The sequence below is a fragment of the Vibrio japonicus genome, assembly GCF_024582835.1.
GTDB classification, from domain to species: Bacteria; Pseudomonadota; Gammaproteobacteria; order Enterobacterales; family Vibrionaceae; genus Vibrio; species Vibrio japonicus.
The window spans coordinates 2,540,273-2,563,622 of the sequence record NZ_CP102096.1 but is presented as its reverse complement, the minus strand read 5'-3'; the positions used below and the strand labels follow the sequence as shown (position 1 = coordinate 2,563,622).

Below are 23,350 nucleotides of genomic sequence, written 5' to 3'. Positions count from 1 at the left end.
CCTGCCACCCGCATTTCCCTGCAGAAATACTCGGTCTTTGTGAAGTTGTAGTGGCAAACATCATTTCTTCATGGGGTCGTCAGAAATCGATTACCGACTACAACTTTATCTGCCTGAGTATTCAAGGCGGTCAATATCGTTTCGATATTATTCGCCCAGTGTTGCCACCATGATTGCTTTGATGGTGTGCATACGGTTTTCCGCTTCGTCGAACACGATAGAGTGTTTAGACTCAACCACTTCATCTGTCACTTCTACACCATCTTTTAGCTGAGGGTATTCTCTAGCAAGCTCTTTACCGACAGTGGTGTCTTCACCGTGGAATGCTGGTAGGCAGTGCATGAATTTCACATGTGGGTTGCCAGTTGCTTTTAGCATGTCCATGTTGACTTGGTAAGGCATCATTAGATTGATACGCTCAGCCCATGCTTCTTTTGCTTCACCCATGGATACCCAAACGTCAGTGTATAGGTAATCACAGCCTTGAACGCCTTCTTGAACGTCTTCCGTTAGGGTGATTTTCGCGCCAGTTTCTTCTGCAATTTCACGACATTGAGCCACTAGTGCTTCTTCTGGCCAGTACGCTTTAGGTGCCACTAGACGGATATCCATGCCCATTTTCGCAGCGCCTACCATCAGTGAGTTACCCATGTTGTTGCGAGCATCGCCTAAGTAAGCAAACGTGATTTCGTGCAGTTGTTTGCCACGGCCGTGTTCCATCATAGTTAGGAAGTCAGCCAAGATTTGTGTTGGGTGGAACTCATCAGTCAGACCATTCCATACTGGTACACCAGCGTAAGCGCCTAGCTCTTCTACGATCTCTTGACCGAAACCGCGGTATTCGATGCCATCGTACATACGTCCAAGAACGCGAGCGGTGTCTTTCATTGACTCTTTGTGACCGATTTGAGAACCCGTAGGGCCTAAGTAAGAGACTTGTGCACCTTGGTCGAATGCCGCTACTTCAAATGCACAACGTGTACGAGTGGATGTTTTCTCGAAGATTAGCGCGATGTTTTTGCCTTTTAGACGAGGTTGCTCATAGCCGTTGTATTTTGCTTTTTTAAGCTCCGCAGAAAGGTCTAGCAGGTGCTGAATTTCACGTGGAGTAAAGTCTAGTAATTTTAGGAAGTTGCGGTTACGTAGATTGAAAGCCATGATGTTTTCCTTCTTGGTTTAGCGCTTTCCTTTTTGTGCAGGGTAAAGAAGTAAGAAAGCGCATAAAATTTTGGGATTTAAAACAATTTTTTATTACTCATTCATCCGATTTGGCAGTGGATGAGTGGGTTAACCTTTCGTGATGTTGGTGCCGGCGGTGCCTTGCAGAATGCGCAGGCCATCTTCTAGTGCACCAATGCCGACCACTTTGCCGCCTTGCTTGATAAATTCGCACGACGCTTCAATTTTTGGCCCCATGGAACCTGCATCGAATTGGTACTGAGCCAGCTCGGTTGGGTTTGTACTGCGCAGCGCGTTTTGAGTTGGTTTGCCCCAATCTAGGTAAACCGCATCTGCATCAGTCAGAATCAGTAGCGCATCTGCGTCGAGTTGTTTCGCTAGGAACGCCGCTGACATGTCTTTGTCGATGACCGCTTCGACACCAACCAGCTTGCCGTTTTCACGTTTCACTGGGATACCGCCGCCACCGGTACAGATCACTAGGTGACCTTCATCGATCAGCTTAGTGATTGCGTCGTTCTCAATGATGCCAGTTGGCTGAGGGCTAGGAACCACGCGACGGAAGTGCTTGCCGTCTGGCTTGATGATCCAGTTGTACTTTTCTGCCATTTCACGCGCTTCAGCTTCTTCGTAGATCGGGCCAATTGGCTTAGTTGGATCTGTGAACGCTGGGTCACTTGGGTCAACGGTCATTTGCGTTAGCATGCAAGTGACGTTGATGTCAGGCAGTTGGTTTTTGAACTCTTGCATCAGCATGTAGCCGATCATGCCTTGAGTTTCGCTGCCCAATACATCCAATGGGTATGGCGCAACTTTCTTGTATTCCAGGCCTTGTAGCGCCAGAAGACCGACTTGTGGACCGTTACCATGAACCAGTACCACGTTGTATTCTTTAGCGATTTCTGAAATCGTTTTGACAGCAATTTCAATGTTGTGGCGTTGAACTTCAGCCTCTAGAGGTTCACCGCGACGAAGTAGGGCGTTACCGCCAAGTGCTACTACTACTGTTTGTTTCGCCATTGTTTTCATCTCTCTGCAGGGGGCAGAAGTGCTTGGCACCTCTGCCTTATCAATACGATTTAGATACCATCACGCTCAATTGGGCAGCTCATGCAGCGAGCACCGCCACGACCACGACCTAGCTCATCTCCTGGGATTGGTAGAACAGTGATGCCTGCTTTGTCGTACTTCTCGTTGGTGTAAGTGTTGCCTTCGTAGCCGATGACCACGCCTGGTTTCACTGTTAGAACGTTGTTCGCGTCATTCCACTGTTCACGTTCAGCGTGGAAGTTGTCACCACCGGTTGTGATTAGGTTTAGCTGGTCTACGCCTAGTGCTTTTTCGATAGCATTAACGAAGTAACCTTCTTCTTTCACATTCACCGCACCAGACTCATCACCCGTTAGGCTCCAGCATTTCACGTCTTTGCGAATCACTTCTGGGTAAACAGAGAAAGTGTCTTCACGCATGTGCGTCATTACGGTATCCAAGTGCATGCAAGAACGGTGTTTCGGTAGTTCCATGGCAATCACTTGTTTCGCTTGACCGTGTTTGAATAGGTTAGAAGCTAAATGTTCAACACCTTGAGCCGTTGTACGCTCAGACATACCGATAAGCACTGCGCCTTTACCGATAACCAGTACGTCGCCGCCTTCAATCGTTGAGTTGTCGTAGTTAATGCTTTCTTCGTCGCCGAAGTACTTGATGAAGTCTTGGCCTGCGAAGGTTGGGTGCCAGCGGTAAATCGCACGAACATGGTTGGTTTCACGTTGACGAGCGGGTTTAGCCATTGGGTTGATAGAGACACCGCCGTACACCCAGCAAGAGGTATCACGAGTAAATAGGTGGTTAGGTAGTGGCTCGATGATGAAGTCTGCAGGTGAGTGCATGCCTTGCATCATAGAAGACGATTTCATTGGCATTTCGCTGTAAGCCAAACCACCTGTTAGGATCTTCGCTAACTCAATGTTAGGTAGGTCACCTAGGTAGCAGCGAACGTCATTGGCGAACGTTTTGCCTAGACGGTAGTCAGAAACCTGGCGGCTTAGTAGCCAGTCTTTTGCTTCAGGAGCCGCTAGCGTATCCGCTAACAGGTCAGTCAGAAGCAAGACTTCCACGCCTTGGTCACGTAGCGTTTGAGTGAACACGTCGTGCTCTTTACCTGCACGCTCAACAGCGAGTACATCATCAAATAGCAAGTCATGGCAGTTAGATGGTGTTAAGTGAGTGAGAGCGCGTCTTGGGCGATGAACTAGAACGCGACGTAATTGACCGATTTCAGAACCTACATATAACTTACTCATGATCGTATCTCTCTTATATATTTAATTAGTTTTTAAATGAAAACTAATAATTAATTTTGTAAGGGAAGAGGTGTGAATTTATTTATTCACTTATTTTGTCTGTAATTAATATTACGCCTCTTTGGATAGGAAACTTAGAGTTCAATCACAGTTCGTTTTTTCTACTCAAAGCCAGTGTTTTCAAGGGTTTTAACAATATCTATGCACTTGTTGCTATGCTGTGAACACCCTAAAAATCTGCATATTAGGGAAGTTTATGCATGATTTTTTGGTATGTGATGGAAAGTCATTCATTAAAGGGAATAGTATTCATGCTTTGACTGTTAAGAGACGGGTTTTGATATTTGAATTATTCACTTTAACTCCCTAGATAATTGCTTTTTATCTTTAATTTAAACCTCTGGTAACATAACTTTTGATAATAAGTTTGTTGTAGATCACATTCATTAATTTCCTTTACTTTAAATGAAGAGGGTAGGGATGGGTTTATAAAATTAAGAAATAATATGTTTCGCGATTTTAATTCCAGGTTGGATTAACAAATAAATAGCATTGGATATAAAAAGATAAGAGTGTTGATGGTGAAAAATAATGATTTAGGCCGCTGAAAGGCACGCAGTGCCAATATTAATTGGCAAGTAGTTAGGCAGAGAGCGATCAAAAAAAGCCGCACAGGGCGGCTTTGAGGGATGAAACCGGATGGCTGGAACGAGAGCGGCGATCCGGTTTGTTACAGGTACTTATTATCGTTACAGCTTAATCGTTACAACTTAGATAAGGGCACCCACGCTAAGTACCACAATGCAGAACAGCATTAGGATAGCGAGCAGTGGTGCAACCCATTTCACGTAGCGAACATAGGGCACACGTGCGATGGCTAACCCCCCCATGACTACCGCAGACGTTGGGGTAATTAAGTTCACTAGGCCAGATGCAGACTGGTATGCAGTCACGACTAGGTCACGGCCTACGCCCGCAAAGTCAGCCAACGGAGCCATAATTGGCATGGTCAGTACCGCTAAGCCTGAGCTAGAAGGCACTAGGAATGACAATAGTACTTCCAGGAAGAACATCACGTTAATGAACACCACAGATGATAGACCCGTTACCATTTGTTCTGCAGAGTACAGGATGGTGTCAGTGATCATACCGCGGTCCATGACCACAACGATACCACGGGCGATACCGATGATTAGCGCTACGCCAAGTAGGTCGCGGGCACCGTCGATAAAGCTTGATGTAAATTCCTCTTCGCTCATGCGAGCCACTAAACCAATGATGATGGTTGATGCTAAGAACATCGCTGAGATCTCGGCCATCCACCAACCTGCGACTGATACACCGTAGATCATCACCGCGAATGACGCGCCAAAGATACTAAGGATAAGCTTGCGAGTGCCTGTGAACTCTAGGCTTTCACCAGATTGGTTGCCCAAGAAGTGCGCTTTGTTTTCTTCGTATTTGTCGTAAACAATAGATTTAGTTTGGTCTTGGCGAACCATGCGCGCATAACGCATCACATAAGCCACACAGATAACCCAACCAATAAGTAGTGCCACAACGCGTAGGATGATGCCATCTGTAAATGGAATGCCAGCTGCGTTTGCTGCGATTACCGTTGCAAATGGGTTGATGGTTGAACCCAGTGTACCGATACCAGCGCCTAGTAGTACAGTGGCGGCTGCGACCAGTGGATCAAAACGTGCCGCCATCATCACGGGTACTAATAGGGTGTAAAACGGTAGCGATTCTTCCGCCATACCATAGACAGTACCGCCAGCGGCGAACAGTGCCATCAGTATCGGTATCATCATTTCTTCACGGCCTTCTAGGCGATGCGTCACTCGTTCGATACCCGCATCAATAGCGCCTGTTTTGGTGACTAAGCCAAGGAAGCCACCAATCACCAAAATAAACAGAGAAACGTCGATAGCGGCCGCTTCATAGCTGTTGTGGTCGTAGAAACCATCGATAGGCGCAAGCAGAACATCAACCACGCCTTGTGGGTTGCCATCTACCGCTTTATACGTGCCTGTTACTGGTACTTCACGTCCTAAGTCTTCATTCATGGCACGGTCATACTGACCAGCAGGAACAATCCAGGTTAATAAAGCGACTAATGCAATAAGGATAAATAAAATGGTGTAAGCGGAAGGAAACTTAAAGTTGGCGAAGAAGCCCGCTTTTTTTTCTTCGGTAGGTACAGTTTGAGTTGTCATGGTGATCTCCTTACTTTTATTTACCCATAAATAAAAGTGAATCAGCGACTAATTGTTATTAAATAAAAACTTTATTAAATAAGTTCTTGGGAATGATAAATTTACGAACCTTATTGCCTTGGTTCTTTTCCACTATTTTAAAAGCTGAGTTAAATGCGTACTTTGTGGATCTTCACAAAAATAGTTCGGTCAATTTTGTTGGGTATGTCAGGTACTAAAGTATGTAGGGTATTTGCCTAATAATATCGGATTAATATTCTTTGCTTTTCTGATAAGTTGAGTCAAATAGGGCACTTGGTAAATAGGTGAATAGAATTGAGGAATTTTATTCAGTGGATGGAATTTTAATGCACTAAGAATTTTTTAAATCTATTTTGATTTAAATCAAGATTGTAATGTGAGCTTTATCTTGGTGGAGGTTTGGTTATATTCGGAAGGTATTAAAAAAGGGAGATGGATCTCCCTTTTTTCTGTTAATTTACAAGCGGTTTTAGATAAACAGACCACCAAATGCAAAGCCTAAAGCAACAGCAGATGCAATGGTCACCACACCAGGAATAAAGAATGGGTGGTTGAACACATACTTACCAATGCGTGTTGAGCCAGTATCGTCCATTTCAACTGCTGCTAACAGGGTTGGGTAGGTTGGCAGTACAAACAGGGCACTCACCGCCGCAAACGACGCGACAGCTGTGAGTGGGGCTACGCCAATCGCAAGCGCGGCTGGCATTAGAGCTACCGTCGTTGCACCTTGCGAGTAAAGTAGCATTGAGGCGAAAAACAGCACCATTGCCAGCATCCAAGGGTGCTCTGACAGCAGTTCACCTGCGACTTCTTTGATGCCATCTACGTGAGCGTTAACAAACGTTGAACCTAGCCAAGCTACACCTAAAACGCAAACACACGCCGTCATACCTGAGCGGAATGTTGATGCTGAAGGGATCTTGGCAGCGTCGATTTTGGTGATAAGAACGATAACCGCTGCGGCTGCCAACATAACCGTCATGATTGCTTCGTTACGGCCAAGAGCAGGATTTTCGATAAGGCCAACGGATTTAGAAATCGCAGCTGCGTAACAAACTACAAAACCGATAGCGGCTAAAAAGATGAAGGTCGCGGTTTTCGCCGTCGGCAGAATATCGCGTAGCGTCTCAGTAGTCAGCTTGATTAAGCCTTGTTCCAAACGCTCTTGGTAAACGGGATCGTCTTTTAATTCACCGCCCATAAAGTTCGCGACAAATGCGCCGATCATACAGGCAAGGAATGTCGTCGGGATACAAACCGCCAGCAGTGTCAGGTAATCCACCCCTTTCGGTGCAAGCATTGCGGCAAATGCGACAACGGCGGCTGAAATTGGCGAAGCGGTAATCGCAATTTGAGAGGCGACAACAGCAATAGAAAGTGGGCGAGAAGGACGCACACCTTGGCCTTTGGCGACTTCAGCAATAACCGGAAGGGTTGAAAATGCGGTGTGACCTGTCCCGGCCATCAGTGTCATTAAAAAAGTCACGATTGGCGCGTAAAAGGTGATGCGTTCAGGGTGTTTGCGCAAAAAATTCTCAGCGACTTGCACCAACCAATCCATACCACCTGCTACTTGCATGGCGGCAATCGCAGTGATGACGGACATGATGATCAAAATGACATCGACCGGAATGAATGACTGACTCGTTGGAACGCCCAAAATAAGGGAAAGCGCAATCACGCCAGCACCACCAGCCAAGCCGATGCCAATTCCGCCAATTCTAGCCCCTAGAAATATGAAGAGCAGAACGGTAAAAAGCTCCACAGCAACCATATTAAATACCTCGTTAAGTGAATTATGAATCTGATTATCTAAACCCTCGCGAGGTGAACGCTTAAATAATCAGAAAAGAAGACCTTACAGATTGTGATGTTTATGGAAGGAAACCCTAAAAAGGGCCCCGTTTGGGACCCTTAGGATTAACACTTATTCGTAGCGCTTCGCTTTATACTTGGGATGCATAAAGTTTTCAACAGAAAGGATGTCGTCTAACTCATCTGAAGTGAGAAGGCCGCGCTCCAGAACCACTTCTCGAACACTTTTGCCCGTTTCAGCACAAATCTTACCGACAATGTCACCTTCGTGGTGGCCAATGTATGGGTTTAAGTACGTCACGATACCGATAGAGTTGTAAACGTAGTTCTCACACACTTCTTTGTTCACAGTGATGCCGTCGATACATTTATCACGTAGGTTCACACACGCATTGGAAAGCAGAGAGATGGATTCAAACATGCTTTGCGCAATCACTGGTTCCATCACGTTTAGCTGTAACTGACCACCTTCGGCTGCGAAAGACACCGTGTTGTCGTTACCTAGCACTTTAAAACAAACTTGGTTCACCACTTCTGGGATCACTGGGTTGACTTTAGCTGGCATGATGGAAGAACCCGCTTGAAGTTCAGGTAGGTTCAGCTCGTTCAGACCCGCGCGAGGACCTGACGACAGTAGACGTAGATCGTTACAAATCTTAGACAGTTTCACCGCTAGGCGTTTTAGCGCGCCGTGAGTCATTACGTACGCACCACAGTCTGAGGTCGCTTCGATAAGGTCTTCAGCAGGAACAACGTCTAGACCTGTTACGTTTGCAAGGTGCTTCACTGATAGCGCCTGGTAACCTTCAGGTGTGTTTAGGCCAGTGCCGATCGCTGTAGCGCCTAAGTTGATTTCTAGTAGCAGTTTTGAGGTGTACTCAAGTGCGCGAATTTCTTCGTTTAGCGTGACTGCCCAAGCGTGGAATTCTTGACCCACAGTCATTGGTACCGCGTCTTGTAGCTGAGTACGACCCATCTTCAGCACGCCTTTAAACTCTTGGCTCTTAAGCTCGAATGCGCCTTTTAGGTATTCAATCGCTTCAATCAGTTTTTGCACGCTGTTGTAGACCGCAATACGGAACCCTGTTGGGTAAGCACAGTTCGTTGATTGGCTCTTGTTTACGTGATCATTCGGGTTAATGAAGTCGTACTGACCTTTTTCTTTGCCCATCAGTTCAAGAGCAACGTTTGCAATCACTTCATTGGTGTTCATGTTTACAGATGTGCCAGCGCCACCTTGGAATACGTCTGACGGGAACTGATCCATGCACTTACCTGTTTCTAGGATCAAATCACACGCTTCAATGATGTAGTTCGCCACATCTTTAGGAATTGCACCCAGCTCTTTGTTCGCAAGTGCTGCCGCTTTTTTGGTCATGATCATGCCACGAACAAATTCAGGAACGTCTGAAATAGTGACATTTGAGATATTGAAGTTCTCGATCGCGCGTAGGGTATGAATGCCATAGTAAGCATCAGCAGGAACGTGACGTTCGCCTAGTAGATCTTCTTCGATACGGGTAGCAGGGGTCGACGTTTTTGGAGCATCAGTTAGGGTAGCCATTACAGGATCCTTAGATAATTATTCTGATAGTAAAGTAAATCACTTGCCATTCTGTTATTTCAGAATCCATTCTTCAGAATTTTAGGCTGTCAATCCGTACTGACTTATGCCGTTTATCATACTGTACTTGCCGCATAAAAATAGTAACTGGATCACCTTTTTCGCTTTTGTTTAGTCAAAGTTTTGCAATATATGAATAGGGTATAAACAGCGGTGGAATGATCGCCATGGATTGTTCACAAGGTGCGACAGACACGTTTTTTTACGGCTTAGATTTGAGCTGGATAGGCAGAGCGCGTACACTGAATACAACAAAGGAGTGCATGTGTTTCCTATCTTATTATTGCTATTTATATTTGTTCCTATTATTGAAATAGGCTTGTTTATTTCGGTAGGCGGCTACCTTGGTTTATGGCCTACGATTGCGCTCGTGTTAATCACCGCGTTTGTTGGTGCGTCACTGGTTCGCAGCCAAGGACTACAGACGTTGATGTCGGTGCAGAGCAAGCTGCAGCAAGGTGAGTTACCCGCGCAGCAGATTCTAGAGGGCGTCATGCTGGCTGTTGCTGGGGTATTACTATTGACTCCGGGTTTTATGACGGATGCGCTCGGTATGTTGGTTTTATTACCAGCACCACGTGCAGCGATTGCAAAATATCTGATGAGTAAGATCGTAGTGAAATCTGTGGGTGGAGGCTTCCAAGGTGGTTTCCAGCAAGGGCCATTTAATCAAGGCCCATTTGATGATGATCTCTTTAAGGATCGGGACCCGTTTAATGCTCAGAAAGGCGACACCTTTGAAGGTGAGTATGAACGCAAAGACGATGAAGACCGCAACAAGCTGAATTAAACCATTATCTATCTTATCTACACAAAGGCGCTACTTAGCGCCTTTTGTCATTTCTATGGGATTCTCAAATAGACATTTTTTCTATTAATCAGAGTATTAGTCTCAGTATTGAATCTGTGAACATTTCATATCGTTAAAAATTTGATGACGGTTCAAACATTTATCATATCTATGAGATCTTCCTCTCGCTGTAATTGAACTTTGTTTTTTGTTTCATAAAAAAGGTCAACACTGGTCGAGATTTATCAGTCAAATTTCATACTTGTAGTGACATGGTACACGCTTTCTTTCTCGGTGGTGGAGGGAAGTGATTTTAAGGTGGACATAATGAAACAAAAATTTACTCCAACTCTACTGGCAGCAGTGGTGGCTAGCACGCTTTCGGTTCAAGCTCAGGCCGATATCATTATCTCTCAATACATTGAGGGGAGTAGCTTCAATAAGGCGATTGAGATTGCCAACACTGGTGATAGCGCGGTGACGTTGGATGGTTACACGCTTGCTAAATCCGTCAATGGCAATCACTTATGGGAAAGTAAACTTCCACTGGATGGAATTACGTTGGAAGCGCAAAGCGTATGGCTTGTCGCGAATAAAAGTGCAAGCCAAGCCATCCTTGATGTCGCAGATTTAGTCGATCCAAGTTCGGTCACGAGCTTTAACGGAGATGATCCAATTGCGCTGCTAAAAGATGGTGAGGTTCTTGACCTTCTGGGACTCATGAATGATGTCGACTTTGCCAAAGATGTGTCTTTAGTACGCAATTCGAACGCCATGCAGCCATCTGCAACTTACGTTGCTTCTCAATGGACAACACTAGAAAAAGACAACATAGACGGGCTCGGTCTACTTGATGGTGGCACTGCACCTGAGCCGTTTGCTTGTACTCAAGACGAGCAAGAGCCTGTATTCACGTCAATTCAAACTATTCAGGGACAGGGCGCAACATCACCATTTATTGACGGATATCCTTACATTACCGACGAAGAATTTTTTGTGAAAGGCGTCATCAGCGCCGTAACCACAGGACTGACGAAAGGTTTCTATCTACAAGCATTGGACGATGACTACGACCCACAAACTTCTGAAGGTTTGTTCGTTCATACCAATCAATCCAGCTCTGAACTTCAGCCGGGTGACGTCGTGTGTGTGAAGGGTAAAGTTCAGGAATATTACAACCTCACGCAGTTGAAAGTAGAAAACAACAATTGGGTGAAACAAGGCGAAACCAGTGCGCCGGACGCAAGCGAAGTGGTTATCCTGCCGGAAGACAAAACCTTTGAAGACACGTTAGAGCGTTATGAGGGGATGTTGGTCAAAACGACCGAAGCGTTAGACATGCGAGTGACGCGAACCTTCGGCTATGACTATGCAGCACGACGCAATAACATGGTATTGGCACAAGGGAGTGTCAACATGCACCCGAACCAAGTCCACCCAGCGGCATCTGTAGAAGCATTGCAGCAGAGTGCCGACAATGCCGATCGTCGCCTGTTTGTTGAATCGGACGCGAAAGCCGCAGATGGTCAAATCCCGTATTATCCTGAGTTTGGTCGTACCGATATTGACCAAGATGGATCTACCGAAGACTACATTCGTATTGATGACTCAGTAATTGGCCTAGAGGGAGTCTTAAGCTATAGCTACAATGATTACCGTTTGATTGTGACCAATCAATTGAGTGCTGAAAACTTTGTCCACAATGATCCGCGTACGGACTCGGTGGATATCGAAGAAGGTGATCTGCGTATTGCTACGTTTAACGTGCTTAACTACTTCAACTCGCCGTTTGGTGGTGACAGCAACCCACATGGTAACAATCGTGGCGCGAACAATTATGAAGAGTTCGAGATCCAGCAAGAGAAGATTGTTAACGCGATACTGCGCTTAGATGCGGACATCATTGGTTTGATGGAGATTGAAAACAACGGTTTTGGCAACTCTGGGGCGATTCAGCAGCTTGTTGAGCAGTTAAACCAACGCATCACGAACAAGAAAGAACACTATGATTTCGTGGCACTGGATAGTAATGGCGATAAGCGAATCGACGAGAATGACTACGTAGGCACTGACGCGATTACCACTGGTGTGATTTACCGTTCGAAAGTGGTGAAACTGAAAACGCCAAGAGTGATCCCAATGCCGAGTCAGCAAGCGCCTGAAGTGTTGGATGACAACGGCAAAGTCATTGAGGATGGCAAAAACTATCAGCGTGATACGTTAGCGCCAACCTTTAAAGTGAAAGGCTCAAAAGAGACATTGACCGTTGCGATTAACCACTTTAAATCGAAAGGGTCTAAATGTTGGGAAGATGCCGCGCCAGTTGAACAAGGTGGTCAAGGCGGAAAAGACTTAGACCAACAAGGATCTTGTGAAAACTTCCGCGTAGCAGCCGCCGTGGCGTTGGGTGAGGCGTTAAAAGAGATCAAAGGTCACAAGGTCATCCTTGGTGATATGAACTCCTATGGCATGGAAGACCCAATGTTAGTGCTGACCGATTACAGTGCCGAGAAGTATGGCAAATCGATCAAAGCAGCACGTAACACCTACATTGCAGGCGAGCCTCAGTTCGGTGACGAAGGCGCAGTGATCGAACAAAACTACGGTTACATTAACGCCGTCACGATGAAACACCCAGACAGCTGGAGCTACTCTTTCAACGATGAAGTGGGCGCGCTTGACCATCTATTGATCAGCCCAAGCCTGAAAGCACATTTTGTCGACGCGACCGACTGGCATATTAATGGTGGTGAGTCGACACTGTTTGACTATAACGATGAGTACAAAGGCGATATGCCGAAGTACAACGACCACTTCCGTTCTTCAGACCACGATCCTGCGGTTTTGGAACTGAAAATGGCCGGTTCATTCGGTCTCGGTGGGCTAATGGCGATGTTAGGTTTGGTTGCTTGGCGACGTCGTAGATAACGATACTCGCTACAATGTCATCCCAGTGCCAGCCGTTAATCCGGCTGGCATTTTTTATGGTTCTAACTTTTTCTAACACACTCATCAGCGGTAAAGTTTGGTGTATACGTTCACGTTGATCTTCAAAAAGCGCGCTATGGCTTGGCATGCGGCTGCTCAATCAGATTAATAAAGTAAGCAGCGCCGATTGGCAGCAGCTTGTCGTTGAAGTCGTAGGCTTTGTTGTGTAGTCCAACACTGCATCCTTGCTCCTCTGTGCCGTTGCCGATAAAGCCGTAACAACCGGGTACTTTATTGAGGAAAAAGGCGAAGTCTTCACTGGTTAGCATCGCTTCGCAGCTCGGATTTACTTGGTCTGCCCCAACGGTATGTTGTGCCGCGGCGATTGCTCGTTGAGTCTCTTCTTCGGTGTTAACCGTTGGTGGATGAGAAATCGGCCCGAGTTTGAATTCAGCGTGCATTCCTTGAGCCTTAGCGCTGTGAATGACTAATTGCTCAAGTCGTTCAACCAAGCTGTCGCGTGTTTTTTGCGACAGAGTACGGAACGTGCCGCTCATATGGGCTTGGTCCGCGATAGCGTTAGTGGTTTCACCGCAGTGAAGTTGTGTAACCGAGACCACCAGTGGATCAAACGGGTCGTAGTTACGGCTAACCATACCTTGAATACCTTGGTAGATATTCGTCGCGACTAGAAGGGGATCTTGCGTTGTATGGGGTAATCCGGCGTGGCCGCTTTTGCCATTGATGGTCACAAACAGGCGGTCAGAGCTTGCCATAATAGGGCCGGTTTTAAACGCAAAGTGTCCTTCAGGAATACCCGGCATATTGTGTAGTGCGTAGCAGGCATCAACAGGGAAGCGCTCTAACATGCCGTCGGCGATCATCGTCTCCGCGCCGCCACGACCTTCTTCAGCGGGTTGGAATATAAGTACGGCTTTGCCAGCAAAATTACGGGATTGAGCTAAGTAGCGCGCTGCGAGTAAAAGCATGGTGGTGTGACCGTCATGACCACAAGCGTGCATTTTGCCGTCTTGGCAAGAGCGGTGGGCGAATGTGTTGGCTTCATGGATAGGCAATGCGTCCATGTCGGCGCGTAGACCGATGCTTTTACCTTCTCCAAGTGATCCATGGATAACACCTACAACCCCTGTTTTGGCAAAATCGGTGCAGATTTCATCGACACCATACTTTTCTAATTCTGCGACGACCAAAGCTTGGGTGCTAACTTCTTCAAAACCTAACTCTGGTTGCTGATGAATAGCATGGCGGATTCTAATGGCGTCAGCTAACCAAGGCTCTAAGACTTCAATAATGTTCATACATCTCCCCTTTAAACTAGAATTGATTTAACACGATTGAAATAATTCAAACAAGCCGGATTACTACTGAAACTATTAGAGATGCTAATAGTTGATTGGGAATGCGATGCTAAGAAAGAGAAAACGCGCGACGTATTTTGTAGAAAGACACACCCTAGAAAACTTATTAAGCCAGTTGCAGCAAGAGGAAGCAGAGTAACTGATCGTACTTGCGTTTAGACAAAAAGGCGGCACAATACTCGCTTTCAAGGTTTCTGCGATGTACTCCTATGCTGTTGATAATCGATAACTATGACTCTTTCACTTATAACCTCTTCCAGTACTTTTGTGAATTGGGGGCAGAGGTCAAAGTGGTGCGTAATGATGAGATTGATATTGCTGGCATTGAAGCGCTAAACCCAAGCCATTTGGTGATTTCGCCAGGGCCTTGTACTCCAAACGAAGCCGGGATTTCACTCCAAGCGATTGAATACTTCGCGGGTAAATTGCCGATTCTAGGGGTTTGCCTCGGACATCAGGCGATCGCGCAAGTCTTTGGTGGGGAAGTGGTAAGAGCAAGGCAAGTAATGCACGGGAAAACGTCGCCTATTCGTCATAATAACCGAAGCGTGTTTACTGGTTTAAACAATCCTCTTACTGTCACCCGATACCACTCATTGGTCGTCAAAAATGGCACCTTGCCTGATTGTTTCGAGCTGACGGCATGGACGGAATTTTCTGATGGCTCAATGGACGAAATTATGGGCTACCAACATAAAACTTTGCCTATCGACGCGGTGCAATTTCACCCAGAATCGATCAAAACAGAGCAAGGCCACGAGCTTTTAGCCAATTTCTTGCGTCGCTAAACCCTGACAGGGATCACTTTTCTTAACATTTTCTTCATATTCTCTGCTGCGGATATTTCTTGAAATAATATTCGCAGCCTTTGTCGTTCCTACCATTCAGCCCTTGCTATACCTATGCTTAACCAGAGCTTATCTTTGCTATAAGAATATATTGCTTCATAAAAGCATTAGCTTCATGCATAAATACTCACACATACTGAAGGTTGGACTGATTTCAACTCTTCAAAAAGAACAATTCACTATTGAAATGGTTAATTAATTGTAAATACAATGCCGTAATTGCTTAAATGCAAAACAATGTGTGCTTTCATATTTTGGAAGCAAGGACGCAATGGTTACCTGGCATGCGGTATCGAGAAGGAATGTGCAATGACAGTTGAAAATAAAGTAGAACGCGGTCTGTTTGATGAGGTGATGGTACCTTGTTATAACCCAATGGAAATGATTCCAGTAAAAGGCGAAGGCGCGCGTGTATGGGATCAGGAAGGCAAAGAGTACATCGACTTTGCTGGTGGTATTGCCGTGAGCTGCTTAGGTCATTGTCATCCTGCAATGGTTAACGCATTGACTGAGCAAGGCAACAAAATTTGGCACCTTAGTAACGTAATGACTAACGAGCCAGCACTACGCCTAGCGAAGAAGCTGACTGAAGTGAGCTTTGCAGAAAAAGTATTCTTTGCAAACTCGGGCGCAGAAGCGAACGAAGCGGCGTTGAAACTTGCGCGTCGTTACGCAGTCGACAAGTTTGGTCCAGAAAAATCAGAAATCATCGCATTCAAACAGGGCTTCCATGGCCGTACATTCTTTACGGTAACGGTTGGTGGTCAAGCGGCATATTCGGATGGCTTTGGTCCTAAACCTGGTGATATTACGCATCTGCCTTACAACGATGTAGAAGCACTACGTGAGCATATCTCAGATCGTACTTGTGCGATCATGATGGAACCACTACAAGGCGAAGGCGGTATCATTTCACCAACGGATGAGTTCGTTCAGACCGTTCGCGAACTATGTGACAAGCATAATGCGCTGCTTATCTTTGATGAAGTTCAAACAGGTAACGGTCGTACTGGTCACTTCTACGCGTACCAAGGTTTAGGTGTTACACCAGATATCCTAAGTACTGCAAAGTCACTAGGTGGCGGTTTCCCAATTGGCGCAATGCTAACAACGACAGAGCTAGCGCAATACCTGAAAGTGGGTACGCACGGCACAACTTACGGTGGTAACCCACTCGCGTGTGCAGTTGCAAAAGCAGTTGTTGATATCGTTAGCCAGCCAGAGACATTAGCAGGCGTAGCAGAGCGCGAAGAGTTGTTCCGCGACGGCTTAGCTAAACTAAATGATAAATACCAAATCTTTACAGAAGTTCGCGGTAAAGGCCTGCTTCTGGGTGCTGCTCTGAATGATGAGTGGCAAGGCCGCGCTCGCGACGTATTGGTTGCAGCGGGTAAAGAAGGTTTGATGGTGTTGGTTGCTGGTGCAAACGTTGTTCGTTTCACGCCATCACTTGTCATCACTAAAGAAGAAATCCAAGAAGGATTATCTCGACTAGACAAAGCACTGGCTTCACTAGTCGCATAACAATAAATTCTAGTTCCTAATCTCTGGTTCCCGAAGTGGATGCTTCGGGGACTAGCGGATCCTATCAGGAACTAATTAGCATCAGGAGGGAGTATCGATGCTGGTTGTTCGCCCTATCGCAATGTCGGATTATGATTCACTGCACACGTGCGCAGTGGAATCGGGTCACGGATTTACATCATTACCAGTTAACGAAGAACTGTTAACTAACCGTATTACACACTCAGAATACAGCTTTGCTAAACCAGACGTTACAGAACCGGGTGACGAAGGTTACCTCATGGTGGGTTTCGATAGTGAAACTGACGAAGTCGCTGGTTGTACGGGTATCGAAGCCTCTATCGGTTGGGATGTACCTTTCTACTCTTACCACATCAGTACCGTTGTTCACTCTTCAAGAAAACTTGGTGTGAATAACGTAGTGAAGCTACTGACGTTTGGTAACAACTACACAGGTTGTAGTGAGATTTGTACGCTGTTCTTACGTCCAACGTTCCGTCAAGGTCTGAATGGCCGTTTGATGTCGAAATGTCGTTTCTTGATGATGGCAGAGCACCCGCACCGTTTCTCTAAAACCATCTTTGCGGAGATGCGTGGCGTGTCTGACGACGACGGCAATTCACCGTTCTGGCAATGGCTACAAGAGCACTTCTTCTCGATCGACTTCACGATGGCGGATTACTTAACAGGTATCGGCGCGAAAGGTTTCATCGCAGACCTGATGCCTAAGCTACCAATCTACATCAACTTACTGAGCAAAGAAGCTCAAGAAGTGATTGGTAAAGTACATGAGAACACTAAGCCAGCGCTTCGCTTGCTAGAAAAAGAAGGTTTCACTTGTCGTAACTACGTCGACATCTTCGACGGCGGCCCAACGGTGGAATGTGACCTGCGCAATATCGAGTCGGTACGTCACTCATTCCGTGCGAAGGTGACGATTGCTGAGCATTCAAGCTCGCAGGATTACTTAATCTCGAACACTTCATTTGAAAACTTCCGTGCGACCGCAGCAAAAGCGGCATACGACAAAGAGTCTGAATCGGTCATCTTATCTCCAGAAGTCGCAAAAGCGCTTCAGGTGAATGAGGGTGAGTTTGTTCGTATGTTGGCTCAGTAAATTAAGGACAGATAAATGACACATTGGATTGCAGGAGAATGGGTTGCCGGACAAGGTGAGCCAATGAATTCACAAAGCCCATATAACGGCGAAGTTATCTGGGAAGCGCTAAGTGCAACACCTGCTCAGGTTGATGATGCGGTGAAGGCTGCCCGCGACGCATTCTTGAGCTGGAAAAAACTCAGCTTTGAAGAGCGTGAAGCGATTGTCTTGGCTTTTGCTGAACAAGTAAAAGAGCACAGCGAGCAGATCGCTGAAGTTATTGCGAAAGAAACGGGTAAGCCGCTTTGGGAAACCCGCACTGAAGCGGCAGCGATGGCAGGCAAGATTGCGATTTCTATTCGCGCTTACCATGACCGTACCGGTGAAAGCACTCGCGAAGCTGCAGGTAACCAAATTGTTCTACGCCACCGTCCTTTAGGCGTTATGGCAGTATTCGGCCCGTACAACTTCCCTGGCCACTTACCAAATGGTCACATTGTTCCTGCTATTTTGGCGGGTAACACGGTCGTCTTTAAACCCTCTGAGCAAACGCCAATGACTGGCGAGCTAGCGATGAAACTATGGGAAAAAGCAGGTCTACCGAAAGGCGTGATTAACCTAGTGCAAGGCGCGAAAGAAACCGGTATTGCGTTGGCTGAATCTAAAGGTATTGATGGCCTACTATTTACGGGTAGTGCGAATACAGGGCACATTCTTCACCGTCAATTTGCTGGGCAACCGGGTAAGATGTTGGCGCTAGAAATGGGCGGTAACAACCCAATGGTGATTACCGACAATTACGGCGACCTAGACGCGACGGTTTACACCATCATTCAATCTGCGTTTATCAGTGCAGGCCAACGTTGTACTTGTGCGCGTCGTCTATACGTTCCTGTGGGCGAAAAGGGTGATGTGTTGGTTGATAAGCTAGTCGCAGCGACGAAAAAGATTCGTGTCGGCCAGCCATTTGCCGAGCCAGCGCCATTTATGGGGCCTCAAATTTCTGAAGCGGCAGCGAAGTTTATTCTTGATGCACAAGCAAACCTACAAAGCCTAGGTGCAGTAAGCTTGTTGGAAGCAAAAGGCGGCGAAGCGGCGTTTGTCACTCCGGGCATCATCGACGTTACACCAATTGCCGATCTGCCAGATGAAGAATACTTCGGCCCACTGCTTCAGGTTGTGCGTTACCAAGGCTTGGATAAGGCGGTTGAACTCGCAAACGACACACGTTTTGGTCTATCGGCTGGTCTAGTATCAACAGACGACAGCGAGTGGGATTACTTCGTTGACCATATCCGTGCAGGTATTGTGAACCGTAACCGTCAGTTGACGGGTGCGAGCGGCGATGCACCATTTGGTGGTCCGGGCGCTTCAGGTAACTTACGTCCAAGTGCTTACTATGCGGCGGATTACTGTGCCTACCCAATGGCTTCAATGGAAGGCGGCGAGACGTTGCTTCCAGCGACGCTAAGCCCGGGTGTAGAGCTGTAAGAACTAAGAAATAGAACGTCACAGGTTTGAGGCTATCTGATTGATTCTCTGGACAAGTCGATTAGATGGCCTTTTTTATAATCCAATAACCGTAAACAACCTTTAACAAGGAGGCGTTATGACGCCAGATGTTTTATTCCAGTCGTTATGGAATGACTATATTCAACGCTTATGTCCCTCTGCAGAACAAGTACACCAACTGCTTCAGGAAGATGAACCACTGATCAATGACCACATCGCTCTACGTACATTTAACGTAGCGCCTTTGGGTATCGCGACGTTAGCTCAACCGTTTCTTGACGCAGGTTATAAGCCTTGTGGCGATTACGAGTTTGAAAGTAAAAAACTGGTCGCAAAACACTTTGAGCACCCAGATCCGAAACAGCCAAAAGTGTTCATCAGTGAGCTCAAAGTCAACGAGTGTTCTGAGGAACTGCAAGCGATCGTAGCTAAGCTCGTTGAGCAATTGGACACCGATAAGCTAAAAGGTCACGAGTTCCTGTATGGCGGACGCTTATGGGATCTTAGCTTTGCCGATTATCAAATTCTGGCAAAAGAGAGCGAATATGCATCATGGCTGGCAGCGCATGGTTACGGTGCAAACCACTTTACAGTGAGTGTGAATCAACTGAACGCTTTTGCTGAAGTCAAAGAGGTGAATGATCACCTTCGTCAAGCTGGGTTTGATATCAACGAATTCGGTGGCGAAGTGAAAGGCTCACCGGAAGTGCTATTAGAGCAATCGTCGACGATGGCAGATAAAGTGCCAGTACAGTTCACAGAAGGCACTGAGATCGTACCGGGCGGCTTTTACGAGTTTGCTAAGCGTTACCCAATGAGTAACGGCGAGCTTTATCCTGGATTTGTCGCGGCATCAGCAGACAAAATCTTCGAAAGCACCAACGGTTAACAAACGTCTCTGGTAATAAGGGTTACTTACCCAAGTTCTTAAGACGTCATAGCTTCTATCGAGCCTTAGTTATGGCGTCGCCCCCTTCTTTAGAAGGCGGATAAAGAAAAAGCCACCAAATTTGCATTTGGTGGCTTTTATATTCTTGCTCGGTTAATCAGAGATTAACGAGTACCGTAAACAACGATTGTCTTACCGTGCGCAGAAATTAGGTTCTGCTCTTCAAGCATTTTCAGGATACGGCCTACTGTCTCACGAGAACAGCCAACGATCTGTCCAATTTCCTGACGAGTGATCTTGATTTGCATACCGTCTGGGTGCGTCATCGCATCAGGTTGTTTTGCTAGGTTCAGTAGAGTTTGAGCGATACGGCCTGTTACGTCTAGGAACGCTAGGTCACCCACTTTCTGGCTCGTCACCTGAAGACGACTTGCCATCTGTGCCGATAGGCGCATCAAAATGTCTGGGTTAACTTGAATTAGCTGACGGAATTTCTTGAAAGAGATTTCCGCGACTTCACAAGGAGATTTTGCACGAACCCATGCTGTACGTTCTTGATCTTCTTCGAACAGACCAAGTTCACCGATAAAGTCGCCTTGGTTTAGGTAAGAAAGAATCATTTCCTTACCTTCTTCGTCTTTGATAAGTACTGCAACAGAACCTTTAACAATGTAGTACAAAGTTTCTGCTTTCTCGCCCGCGTGGATCAGCGTGCTTTTTGATGGGTACTTATGAATATGACAGTGTGAAAGGAACCACTCTAATGTTGGGTCGGTTTGAGGTTTACCTAGAACCATAATATCTCACTTCCTCTGCAGGGTACGCTTGCCGCTTTCCATGTTTTAGCTAAGCCTTAAATTAGGACTTACTAGGATAAGAGCACTTGATAAGTGCTGCAAGCTATCTTGTGTTTCGGTTTCAAATAGTATCCTTTTTCTAAGCTGATTTCTTGACTTTAATCGGGTACACATGCTGATTTCCTAAACAAAATTGTGCACATGATCACGGTATGAAAAGTAATCGTGCTTTAGAAACGTCGCTTAGCCAATTTTACCCGTTTCGATGAGTTGCTGAAGGATAGGTCTGACAATCAGTTCCATCGCAAAGCTCATCTTGCCTCCAGGGACAACCAAGGTGTTATGCCGAGACATGAAAGAGCCATCTATCATGGCGAGCAGATATGGGTAGTCCACGTTGGTTATACCGCGTAGTCGAATGACCACGAAGCTTTCATCTAGGCTTGGGATGCCTTTGGCGTTTAGCGGGTTAGAGGTATCGACAGTCGGTACGCGCTGAAAGTTAATATGAGTCCGAGAAAATTGTGGCGTAATGTAGTTGAGGTAGTCATCCATAGAACGCACGATAGAGTCCATAACGGCCTCTCGGGAGTGACCTCGGTCACGCGTATCGCGAACGAACTTCTGAATCCACTCTAGGTTAACAATCGGCACCATACCAATCAAAAAATCGACGTGCTGTGATACGTTGACGTCACCATCAACCACACCGCCGTGAAGCCCTTCGTAAAAGAGTACATCAGAGTTTTCAGGGAGCTCCTGCCAAGGAGTAAACGTTCCGGGCATTTGATTGTACGGTACGGCTTCATCAAAGGTATGAAGGTAACGGCGCACTTGTCCGGTTCCGTCGTAGCCATACTGACGAAAGAATTCAGCCAATGCGGGGAAGTCGTTAGCCTGAGGTCCAAAATAGCTAATATGCCGCCCTTGGTCTCGGGCTTTACGTATCTCTATGTCCATTTCTGGTCGAGTAAAGCGATGGAAGCTGTCACCTTCAACCCATGCGGGCTTAACGTCCATCATGTTGAACATTTTTCGGAAAGCTTCAGATGTCGTAGTAGTACCGGCACCAGATGAACCTGTTACCGCGATAATAGGGTGTTTTGCTGACATGACAAACCTTGTCTGTTAGTTACTTACCTGTAATTAAAACCACTATAACACGCTTTAGGGTCACGTCACTGCACACTATTCTTTAAAGTGTCGCCTTAGTTGAATATCAACGGTTTCATGGAGTTCGGAGAACACCACCACGGCTTCACCCGATTCGAGCTGGGCTTTGATCTGGTCAACCTTATTTTGCAAGGAGACTTCGTGTTCTCCATAGTCCGTCCCTTCGCGCAGGACAAACTCTTTGATGAGATTCTCTAACGTGTCTGGCGCTATTTGTTGCCATGGAATAATCATAAATACCTCTGAATTTTATGACGAGCGCGTATTATGCCGAAACTGACAGGCATTCATAGTAGGCCGGTAGCGCTTCTTCAAGCCAGAACCTTGGCTTTAAGGCACTGCCAGAGACAAAACCCACATGTCCGCCTTGCTCAAACAACCGGTAATCAATGTTGTCTGGAAGAACATATTTAGGGATCACCGCATCCGTCATGAATGGGTCGTCTTTGGCGTGTATGATTTGGGTCGGTAGAGTAATGTCTTTTAAGCGGTGAATCCCAGAGCATCTCTGGTAATAGTCATCAGCATCTTTAAATCCGTGCAACGGGGCCGTGATTAAATCATCAAACTCATAAAGCTTAGTAACACGTTTGATGCTGTTGTATGAGAGGTCCAACTCACCTTTCAATAAATGATGCTTCCGTAGTGCATTTTTCTTCAGTGAAGAAAGCAGATAGGATTTGTAGAGCTTAGAGAAACCTTGCTCTATACGCTGTGAACAAGCCGAAAGATCGAGGGGAGCTGAGACAATCGTGGCCGCGTTTAACAGGGGCTTGGCATTATACTGAGCTAAGTAATTTGCCAGCATATTGCCACCTAAAGAGATACCAACTGCGACTTTATTTTGATTTGGAAAAAGGTCATCCAGATACTCTAGAAAAAAGCGAGCGTCTTCCACTTCACCAGAATGATAGGCTCTTGCTAAGTTATTGGGTTTTCCGCTACAGCCGCGAAAATGCATCATGACAGATAACCAGCCATCTTTAGCAAATGCATGCATCAGGCCGTTCGCGTAAGGGCTATAAAAACAACCTTCGAGGCCATGGAACAGCACAAAAATGGGTTTGCTTTGGGCTTGTTCAGTGCGCCAATCTTCACTCCAGGCTAAATCAAGAAAATCATTGTCTGGTGTTGAGAGCGTTTGCCAAACAGGCTCAAACAAGGCTTTCTTGCGAATAAAGCGGGGGGCGAGCGTTTGTAGGTGCGGGTTCGTTAACCCTGTTGCTGCAACAAATTGGGTCATAGTC

19 protein-coding genes are annotated in these 23,350 nt (G+C 46.3%); 8 read left to right on the top strand and 11 right to left on the bottom strand.

Annotated features, from left to right (window positions below; all coding sequences use genetic code 11):
* Positions 1–50 precede the first annotated feature (50 nt).
* The gene (locus NP165_RS12165) at positions 51–173 is read left to right on the top strand and encodes a hypothetical protein (protein ID WP_257084174.1); all 123 of its coding nucleotides are present in this window, start codon (positions 51–53) and stop codon (positions 171–173) included.
* Here NP165_RS12165 and NP165_RS12160 read toward each other — a convergent pair.
* The 6 genes from NP165_RS12160 to aspA all read right to left on the bottom strand — a co-directional run bounded on the left by NP165_RS12160 (position 148) and on the right by aspA (position 9,104).
* Positions 148–1,158: an ornithine carbamoyltransferase gene (locus tag NP165_RS12160; RefSeq protein WP_257084173.1), complete on the bottom strand. Its 1,011-nt coding sequence runs from the start codon at positions 1,156–1,158 to the stop codon at positions 148–150. The two genes, NP165_RS12165 and NP165_RS12160, sit on opposite strands and share 26 nt — an antisense overlap.
* A gap of 129 nt (positions 1,159–1,287) precedes the next feature.
* A complete protein-coding gene (arcC, locus tag NP165_RS12155; protein ID WP_257084172.1) occupies positions 1,288–2,199 on the bottom strand; it encodes a carbamate kinase in 912 nt (303 codons plus the stop codon).
* Between the two features lie 59 nt (positions 2,200–2,258).
* Positions 2,259–3,482 (bottom strand): arginine deiminase, encoded by a 1,224-nt coding sequence (arcA, locus tag NP165_RS12150; RefSeq protein WP_257084171.1) that lies wholly within the window; start codon positions 3,480–3,482, stop codon positions 2,259–2,261.
* A gap of 770 nt (positions 3,483–4,252) precedes the next feature.
* On the bottom strand, positions 4,253–5,701 hold the full coding sequence (locus NP165_RS12145) for a YfcC family protein (protein ID WP_257084170.1): 1,449 nt from the start codon (positions 5,699–5,701) through the stop codon (positions 4,253–4,255).
* Positions 5,702–6,191: 490 nt separating this feature from the next.
* Positions 6,192–7,499: an anaerobic C4-dicarboxylate transporter gene (locus NP165_RS12140; protein ID WP_257084169.1), complete on the bottom strand. Its 1,308-nt coding sequence runs from the start codon at positions 7,497–7,499 to the stop codon at positions 6,192–6,194.
* Between the two features lie 153 nt (positions 7,500–7,652).
* On the bottom strand, positions 7,653–9,104 hold the full coding sequence (aspA, locus tag NP165_RS12135) for an aspartate ammonia-lyase (protein WP_257084168.1): 1,452 nt from the start codon (positions 9,102–9,104) through the stop codon (positions 7,653–7,655).
* A gap of 325 nt (positions 9,105–9,429) precedes the next feature.
* Between aspA and NP165_RS12130 the strand changes: the two genes are divergently transcribed.
* Positions 9,430–9,954, top strand: coding sequence for an FxsA family protein (locus NP165_RS12130; RefSeq protein ID WP_257084167.1), 525 nt, complete (start codon positions 9,430–9,432; stop codon positions 9,952–9,954).
* A gap of 327 nt (positions 9,955–10,281) precedes the next feature.
* On the top strand, positions 10,282–12,882 hold the full coding sequence (locus tag NP165_RS12125) for an ExeM/NucH family extracellular endonuclease (protein WP_257084166.1): 2,601 nt from the start codon (positions 10,282–10,284) through the stop codon (positions 12,880–12,882).
* A gap of 134 nt (positions 12,883–13,016) precedes the next feature.
* Here the strand turns inward: NP165_RS12125 and NP165_RS12120 are convergent, their stop codons facing one another.
* Positions 13,017–14,201, bottom strand: a complete 1,185-nt coding sequence (locus tag NP165_RS12120) for a M20 aminoacylase family protein (RefSeq protein WP_257084165.1) — start codon at positions 14,199–14,201, stop codon at positions 13,017–13,019.
* A 269-nt stretch (positions 14,202–14,470) separates the two neighbouring features.
* Here NP165_RS12120 and NP165_RS12115 point away from each other — a divergent pair, with 269 nt between their 5' ends.
* From NP165_RS12115 to NP165_RS12095, 5 genes are all read left to right on the top strand, one after another.
* Entirely contained in the window at positions 14,471–15,049 is a 579-nt protein-coding gene (locus tag NP165_RS12115; RefSeq protein ID WP_257084164.1) for an aminodeoxychorismate/anthranilate synthase component II, read from the top strand.
* A gap of 369 nt (positions 15,050–15,418) precedes the next feature.
* Entirely contained in the window at positions 15,419–16,633 is a 1,215-nt protein-coding gene (locus NP165_RS12110; RefSeq protein ID WP_257084163.1) for an aspartate aminotransferase family protein, read from the top strand.
* Between the two features lie 97 nt (positions 16,634–16,730).
* Complete coding sequence (gene astA / locus NP165_RS12105; RefSeq protein ID WP_257084162.1) at positions 16,731–17,750, top strand: arginine N-succinyltransferase; 1,020 nt, start codon at positions 16,731–16,733, stop codon at positions 17,748–17,750.
* A gap of 15 nt (positions 17,751–17,765) precedes the next feature.
* Positions 17,766–19,223, top strand: coding sequence for a succinylglutamate-semialdehyde dehydrogenase (astD, locus tag NP165_RS12100; RefSeq protein WP_257084161.1), 1,458 nt, complete (start codon positions 17,766–17,768; stop codon positions 19,221–19,223).
* 118 nt (positions 19,224–19,341) lie between these two features.
* Entirely contained in the window at positions 19,342–20,133 is a 792-nt protein-coding gene (locus NP165_RS12095; protein ID WP_257084160.1) for a DUF1338 domain-containing protein, read from the top strand.
* 164 nt (positions 20,134–20,297) lie between these two features.
* On the opposite strand, the gene crp is transcribed toward NP165_RS12095, so the two are convergent.
* The 4 genes from crp to NP165_RS12075 form a co-directional block, all read right to left on the bottom strand.
* Positions 20,298–20,930, bottom strand: a complete 633-nt coding sequence (gene crp, locus NP165_RS12090; RefSeq protein WP_004410522.1) for a cAMP-activated global transcriptional regulator CRP — start codon at positions 20,928–20,930, stop codon at positions 20,298–20,300.
* Positions 20,931–21,173: 243 nt separating this feature from the next.
* Positions 21,174–22,043, bottom strand: coding sequence for a phosphoribulokinase (locus NP165_RS12085; RefSeq protein ID WP_257084159.1), 870 nt, complete (start codon positions 22,041–22,043; stop codon positions 21,174–21,176).
* A 75-nt stretch (positions 22,044–22,118) separates the two neighbouring features.
* Positions 22,119–22,337 carry a YheU family protein gene (locus tag NP165_RS12080; protein WP_257084158.1) on the bottom strand — a complete coding sequence of 73 codons (219 nt, stop codon included), beginning with the start codon at positions 22,335–22,337 and terminating at the stop codon, positions 22,119–22,121.
* Between the two features lie 31 nt (positions 22,338–22,368).
* Positions 22,369–23,346, bottom strand: a complete 978-nt coding sequence (locus tag NP165_RS12075; RefSeq protein WP_257084157.1) for a hydrolase — start codon at positions 23,344–23,346, stop codon at positions 22,369–22,371.
* Between the last annotated feature and the right edge of the window lie 4 nt (positions 23,347–23,350).